This is a genomic window from Ruegeria atlantica (genome assembly GCF_947495585.1).
GTDB lineage: Bacteria > Pseudomonadota > Alphaproteobacteria > Rhodobacterales > Rhodobacteraceae > Ruegeria > Ruegeria atlantica_G.
The window spans coordinates 141,289-148,620 of sequence record NZ_CANLZK010000012.1 but is presented as its reverse complement, the minus strand read 5'-3'; the positions used below and the strand labels follow the sequence as shown (position 1 = coordinate 148,620).

Sequence of the window (7,332 nt, the reverse complement as noted above, 5' to 3'; positions counted from 1 at the left end):
CTGCTGGGCGACAGCTGCACCGTGACCATCGCGCACAGCCGCACCAAGGATCTGCCCGACGTGGTCCGCCGCGCCGACATCGTCGTGGCCGCCGTTGGCCGCCCAGAAATGGTGCCGGGCGACTGGATCAAGGAAGGCGCCACCGTCATCGACGTGGGCATCAACCGCATTGATGCGCCCGAAAAAGGTGAAGGCAAGAACAAACTGGTCGGCGACGTCGATTATGCCAGCGCCGCAGCACGCGCCGGCGCCATCACCCCGGTCCCCGGCGGCGTAGGCCCCATGACCATCGCCTGCCTGCTGGCCAACACACTCACCGCCGCCTGCCGCGCAAACAAACTCCCAGAACCAGAAGGCCTCACAGCCTGAGCATACCGTTGGGGCGCAAAAAATGCGCCTCAACGAAACCGGTAAATTGTCCAAGCGTCAAATTTGACCATGATGTCAACGGGCTAAAATTCCCCCCTTTAAGGTTTGAATGTCTGAATGGGGCGTGGTAGCCGGGATATCCCAGCCGTTTACAGTTTGTGAATGTTAGCTTTCCGGGGCTTTTGGCTGGGTCCCTGAAAGTGGTTTTTGATATGGTATGACTTCAAAGCTAAGACCCATCTTAAGCCTGTGCAGCCCACAACGTGTGGTGGCCGGAGCGTTTTTTCTTCCTATGCTGGCTTACGCTTTTCCGCCGTTCCAGATGTCTGATTTGCCGTTTGTCATAAGGTTCTTGTTTTGGTTCGGAGTGATGGGCATCGCTGTGACGTCGACCTGGATGGCACGAAGGCTGATCCGCGAAACCGGGACTGTTCTGAACCTGCCAGTGCGTGACCTGGCAATCGCCCTGTTTGTTTTGCTGTTGTTTATCCCGTCCCTTTGGGTGCTGGCCGTGGTTCTGTTTTCCATTGGAGGCCACTCCGCACCCGGCATCCCGCGGGTTATTGGATACAGCGCCTTGTTTACCGCTGGCCTGATTCTGACCAGCCGGGCAGAACCCAAAGGCGCTCCACCATCATCCCCGGTGCCGCGGCTTGCACGACGGTTGCCTGCGTCTTTTCAGGGGCAGATTTATCGCCTGAGCTCGCGCAATCACTACGTGGATGTGGTCACATCAGAGGGTACCTTTGCGATCCGGTTACGGCTCTCTGATGCGGTTGGGGAAATGGAGCCCTTGCGCGGGCATTGTGCGCACCGGTCCCATTGGATCGTGGACAACGCAGTCACAGGCACTGAGAAGGTAGCTGACAGAATCTACTTGAAGCTGGTGAATGGTGACCTGATACCGGTCAGCCGGAAGTACAAGCCGATGCTTGAAGACGACGGGTTGATATGATCTCAGCGTGGCATTGGGATGATTTGTGGATGAGGGCCGGTCAGGATGGCCATTGCCCGGTCGCTCATCAAGTCACTTAGAACCTTCTCGGAACTTCGTAGCCCGCCTGTATAGGTGCCATAGGCCGGTAGGATAAGCCTTGAGTTATCCAGCAAAAAAGCCGGGCGTGTGATCGTCCGACCGCGTGCCCTGATGCGGGTCTTGGGATGATAGTGCCCCGAGATTTCGCCGTGACTACCGGGTTTGGCGATATGCCGGAAAACCAGTGGACCTGCCGTGTATTCAGCCAGATGTGTTCCGCCCAGATCTATTGGACCTGGGTCGTGGTTTCCTTCGATCCAAATCCATTGTCGGCCTGCTTGCAGGGCCGTCAACGAAAGCTTCTCGGCGGCGCCCAATGCAGCCAACGCATCCAAATCGTCAAAGCTGTCGCCCAGGCAGATGACAGTTTGCGCGCCGGTTCTGTCGATGTCGGCTGCCAGCCGGGTCAGGGTGTCCTGACTGTCATAGGGCGGCAAAGAGGGACCACCGCGCCGCGCCATACGTTCGGATTTGCCAAGATGCAGATCGCTGACGCATAACAGTTTCTGGCTTGGCCACCACAACGCACCAGATCCCAATGCGCGCAGGTCTTGTTCAGCAAAGGAAAACGCCAGCTCGTTCATGGTACGTTCTTCACCTGTTTTGATCCTTGGCGCAAGCTGAATTACTTCGCGTCTAGTCCCGCAGCCTGTAGCAACCGGGCGCTTTCCTCGGCCAACAGACGTTCTTCGGCGGCACCTTTGACCGGTACTTTGCCAACCTCCAGAAACAACGGCGCGGCGAGGGGAGAGACCCGATCCAGCCGAACCAGATCTATCCGGTCACCAATTCGTTCAATCATTGTCTCGATACGTCCAAAATCCACTAGTCCGCGCATTGCTTCCTCGCGGGTGATCTGCATCAGAAGGTGGTTGGGGTCATACTTCAGCAGCGTATCGTAAAGAATATCCGAGGAAAACGTAGCCTGACGCCCGCTTTTGCGTTGCCCGCCTGTATTGCGCTCGATCAGGCCTGCTATTGTGGCCGAAGCGCGAAAGGTGCGTTTCATGACAGCGTTGCCCGCCAGCCATGTCTCAAGCCCGTCACGCAGTTTGTCCAATTGGAGCAATGGGCTTGGGTCGGTCACAGCATCCAAGCCCCAAATCAGCGTCGCATAGTCGGTGGCAACAAAACCAAGCGGCGCCAACCCGGTTTCCTCCATCCGTTTGGTCAATAAAAGCCCAAGGGTCTGTTGCGCATTGCGCCCAGCGAAGCCGTAAACACACAGGTGTTCACGACCGTCATTGGGAAAACTCTCGATCAGCAAGCGATCCCGTTGAGGCAATCGGGACATATCCCGCTGCAACGCTAACCATTCGGCCGTGTGGGCAGGTAGTTGTGGCCACTCCGGCTGAGCGAACATGCGCAGGATACGGTCGCTGAGTTGGGTCGAGGTCGCGAACTTGGTGCCCGAAAATGTAGCGATCTTGGGCTTCTTGTCCGCCCGGCGGCTGACCTCGACCACCATTTCTCGCAGCCCCTCGTAACGTACGATCTGTCCGCCGATCAGAAACGTGTCGCCGGGCGTCAGAGAGGCTGCAAATGCCTCATCGACCTCACCCAGCGGTTTGCCCCCGCGATTGCGCTTTAGGCGGACTTTCAGCGTGTCTGTGTCCTGTATCGTGCCCAGGTTCATACGAATACGCTGTGCTGCCCGTGGGTCTCTTAGCTGCCATTTCCCATCTGGCCGCTGCAACAGCCGCTGCCAGCGATCATAGGCGCGCAGCGCGTAGCCGCCGGTTGCACAGAAATCCAAACAGGCGTCGAACTCAGCGCGGCTGAGATCAGAATATGGCCCTGCTGCCATCATTTCGGTGAACAGGGCATCTGCATCGAACGGGCCTGCCGTAGCGGCGATGAGCATATGCTGGCACAAGACGTCCCTTGGGCCCGGTCCGCGCGGTTCGCCATCCAGATCATGGGCCTTTGCCGCCTCCAACGCGGCGACGCACTCGACCACTTCAAACCGGTTCGCTGGCACTAATAGGGCTTTGGACGGGGCGTTGTAACGGTGGTTGGCACGACCAATGCGCTGAACTAGACGTTTGACGTTCTTGGGCGCGCCAATCTGGATCACCAGATCCACATCGCCCCAGTCGATGCCCAGATCCAGACTGCCGGTGCAAACAATGGCGCGTAGGTCACCGCGGACCATTGCAGCCTCGACCCGTTCGCGCTGTTGCCGATCCAGGCTGCCGTGGTGAATGCCAATGGGCAGCCCGTCATCATTGGCAAGCCAAATGTTGTGAAAGAATATTTCGGCCTGCGCGCGGGTGTTGTGAAAGATAAGCGTGGTTTTGTGTTGTTTGATCTGATCCAGCACCGCAGGGATCGAATAGGCCGCCCCTCCACCGGACCAGGGCGGCATCTCTTGCGTCTCAAGCATTTGGATATCGGGGTCGGGGCCGGGATCAGCCTGAATGATCTTGCAAGGATCGGGGTGGCGGGCCAAAAACTGCGCGATGGCATCGGGGTCTTCGACTGTGGCCGACAGGCCGACGCGTCGCAGGTCAGGGCACAAGCTCTGCAAACGGGCCAGCGCCAACATCAACTGATCGCCTCGTTTGCTTTCGGCCAAGGCGTGGATTTCGTCCACGATCACGCGTTGGACGCCTGCAAACATCCGCGGGGCGTCTTCGTACGACGTCAGTAAGGCCAGGCTTTCAGGCGTGGTCAGCAGGATGTGCGGAGGGTCCACGCGCTGACGTTTCTTTTGCGTGGCCGAGGTATCGCCTGTTCGGTCTTCGATGCGGATGGTCAGGCCAATATCGTCCGCCGGGCCGCGCAGGTTGCGGCGGATATCGGCGGCCAAAGCCTTGAGTGGGGAAACATAGAGCGTGTGCAGGCCGGGGCGATCATTTTCCGCCAGTTCGGCCAGTGTCGGCAGGAAACCGGCCATCGTTTTGCCACCGCCGGTCGGCGCAATGAGCAAAGTTGCCGGGTCCGCAGCCCGGTCAAACATCTCTTGCTGATGTGGATGGATGGACCAGCCTTTGGCGTCAAACCAATCCGTGATCCGGGGGGGAATCTGCGTCATGAACGCAGACTACCCGGCCTGTCCCGGAAATGGCACGGCGTTAATTTACGATTACCTCGTCTTTGACGAACATGTTGGCCCAGGCCCTGTCGATCAGGTCGGGGCTCATCTGATAGGGGATGCCCTCGAATTCGCAGATCGAGATCATCTGGTCGATCAGGAAGATCGGCTGATAGTTGGCATAGACGTTGTTGATGGTCGGGTATTTGACCTTCAGCAAATGCACCAGAGCGGATTCATCCAGCGGCATGCCGCGTTTCCGCGCCACCATTGCAAAGATTTTTAGGAAGTCTTCTTGAACGGGACCACCGATCTTGATCTTGAAGAAGATCCGGCGCAGGGCCGCTTGGTCGAATATCTCATTTGGGTGGAAGTTGGTCGAGAAGATAACCAGTGTGTCAAAAGGCACTTCGAACTTTTCGCCAGACTGCAGGCCAAGAATGTCCTTGTTCTCTTCCAAAGGAACAATCCAGCGGTTGATCAGCGCCTGTGGCGGTTCCTGCTGACGACCAAGGTCGTCCACGATGAAGATGCCACCGGTTGATTTCAGCTGCAGCGGCGCCTGATAGGTACGTGCAGTCGGGTTGTAGACCAGATCCAGCATTGAAAGCGAAAGTTCACCACCCGTTACCACGGTCGGGCGTTCGCACTGAACATAGCGGGTGTCGAACCGCTTGCGACGGCGCAGGCTGTTGGGGTCATCCGCCTCTTGCTCGATCGCAGTGTGGACGATCGGATCATAGACCGTGATGACCTGACCTGCATACTCGATGGCACGGGGAACATAGACGTTGTCCCCCAGCGCGTCGCGAATACCGTTCGAGATTGAGGATTTACCGTTACCCGGAGGGCCATACATCAGAATTGACCGGCCGGCGCTGACTGCGGGGCCCAGATGGTCCAGTAGGCTGTCGGGCAGAACAAGATGTCCCATCGCACCAGTTAGCTGATCGCGGGTCACCTGAATATTTCGGATTGACTGACGCTTGACCTGTTCCCGGTATACGTCCAGCGGAACCGGCATAGCGCCGAAGTATTCAGATTGGCTCAGCGCGTCCAGTGCACGGGCTTTGCCGGCATCGGTAAGCTGATAGCCCATCTCGTTGCCACTGTTGGCGTTCAGTGTGCCGGTCGCTTCGAGCAGTTTCTGTTCGCGGGCGATGTCTACAAGTTCTTGTGTCACCGCACCCGGCAAACAGATCGCTTCCGCGATTTCCGTGACCGTATCCACGTTTTTTCGGAATATCGTCTTAAGTAGAATGTCCCGCATCATCACGATGGGCAGTTTCATTTCGGCCATACCCTTTGGGGCAGGGGGGGCCATAACCGAGGTCGTCTGCATATTCATGAGCGTTGCCCGTCTATCCACTAATCACGCCAAAAGCCCCACAAGGGCTGCTTTCATAAAATCTTAACCTGCTTTGTGTCAGCACAAAGGCATTGAAAAGGCGGACTGATGATAGTTTATGAGCCGGAAACAGTTCCGAAAATCAGATAGATCGCCAAGCTGGCCCCCAACGGAAAACCCATGGGGAAATGCTTACCCCGATCCCAGCTTTCCCAATCCGGGGCGATTGCCCTAAGGCGCGTGTGCTTGGCTAGCCTGTGCGTCACATATGCGCCAAGCATGGCACAAGTGGCGATCAGCGTCATAAGCAGATAGTCACCAGCCCAAACAAAGGCCGAGGCGGCAGCCAAAAACTTGGCATCACCTGCGCCCATGACGCCAGCCGCATTGAACAGGATGCCAAAAAACAGAACGACCACGATGTGCAACAATTGCCATAGATAGGGCGGAAGTGTCAGGGTAATCGGCCCTACGCCTCCGGTTGTCCATTCGGTGGCCCAGGGTGGCAGCACAAACAATCCGACAACTGCAAAAACCACAGCCAGCGCGATCACGGCGTGATTTTTGATCAGCATGCTACGCAGATCGGTGAACGCCACATAAAAGCAGATCGGCAACACAAACGGCAAAAACCACGCGGCTGCCGTCGCAGGTATCATCATGAATCAGGCCTCTTCAAGCGCGCGAAGCGATCGAACGGCTTCCTCATAATGCTGCGGATGAGTTGCGATGGCTTCACGGAACAGGTTTTTTGCCGTTGTTACGTCGCCTTGTTTTATCGCAGAAATACCCATTGTATTCAGCAGCATGGCGCGCTCAACTTGTGTCAGAGGAACAACTGGCATGTTATAGTTGCCCTGTGCGGTCCTGGCCAACACGAGGTTGTTCTTAGCGGTGAACAGCGATTTGTCCTGACGAATTGCTTCGGAAAACAATCTTTCGGCATCGGCGTAATCACCGCGTGACAGCTTGGAGTAGCCCCAGTTGTTCATAACGCCACCCGGGCGCGTGGTCAGACCAACGGCTGTTTCGTAAAAGTGATCCGCGCGTTTCCAGTCTTTACTGGAGTCTGCAACGACCGCCTCAAGACGGTAGCGTTGGAATGTCTCATAGGTTGGAGGAACAGAATCCAGCGTCGACTTGGCTGTTGACCAGTCGCCAGCGCGGACCGATGCGGCGGCGTACTCGACCCGGTCGACGTTGCTCGCGCCCTTCATGGTCGTCACTTTTTTCCACGCCGAAGCGGCCTCGGTCGTGCGTTTAGCGCGCGTAAGAGAAATCGCGAGGCCCCGTTGCAGGTCGATCCGCCCGGGGTTTTTTGCGGCGGCCCCTTTGAAATAGGTCACAGCCTCGTTCGGATCAGCCGCCGTCAGAAGAACCTCATTCAGGTTGGTTTCGTCTATGACGTTCACCTCCTGATAGGTGCGTTCGACCTTTTCTTCTTCGGACTCTTTTTCGCAGGCGGACAGAACCACCCCGAAGATCACCATTGTCGGAATCAAGAATTGTTGGCGCATTTTTGCGTCCCTTACTGCTCTTGCC

General features: G+C 57.1%; 6 protein-coding genes and 1 pseudogene. 2 read left to right on the top strand and 5 right to left on the bottom strand.

All coding sequences use genetic code 11. The features are described from left to right. Positions 1-369: pseudogene (locus QMP16_RS18425) on the top strand (bifunctional methylenetetrahydrofolate dehydrogenase/methenyltetrahydrofolate cyclohydrolase); the annotation flags it as partial. A gap of 217 nt (positions 370-586) precedes the next feature. Next, entirely contained in the window at positions 587-1,324 is a 738-nt protein-coding gene (locus QMP16_RS18420) for a LytTR family DNA-binding domain-containing protein (protein WP_282153569.1), read from the top strand. 2 nt (positions 1,325-1,326) lie between these two features. On the opposite strand, the gene pdeM is transcribed toward QMP16_RS18420, so the two are convergent. From pdeM to QMP16_RS18395, 5 genes are all read right to left on the bottom strand, one after another. Beyond that, positions 1,327-1,989, bottom strand: coding sequence for a ligase-associated DNA damage response endonuclease PdeM (gene pdeM / locus QMP16_RS18415; RefSeq protein WP_282153568.1), 663 nt, complete (start codon positions 1,987-1,989; stop codon positions 1,327-1,329). Between the two features lie 41 nt (positions 1,990-2,030). Continuing rightward, positions 2,031-4,442, bottom strand: coding sequence for a ligase-associated DNA damage response DEXH box helicase (locus tag QMP16_RS18410; RefSeq protein WP_282153567.1), 2,412 nt, complete (start codon positions 4,440-4,442; stop codon positions 2,031-2,033). Between the two features lie 40 nt (positions 4,443-4,482). Then, positions 4,483-5,790, bottom strand: a complete 1,308-nt coding sequence (locus tag QMP16_RS18405; protein WP_109313459.1) for an ATPase — start codon at positions 5,788-5,790, stop codon at positions 4,483-4,485. 116 nt (positions 5,791-5,906) lie between these two features. Next, on the bottom strand, positions 5,907-6,452 hold the full coding sequence (locus QMP16_RS18400) for a prepilin peptidase (protein ID WP_282153566.1): 546 nt from the start codon (positions 6,450-6,452) through the stop codon (positions 5,907-5,909). A gap of 3 nt (positions 6,453-6,455) precedes the next feature. Beyond that, on the bottom strand, positions 6,456-7,307 hold the full coding sequence (locus tag QMP16_RS18395; RefSeq protein ID WP_282153565.1) for a tetratricopeptide repeat protein: 852 nt from the start codon (positions 7,305-7,307) through the stop codon (positions 6,456-6,458). Positions 7,308-7,332: the final 25 nt, after the last annotated feature.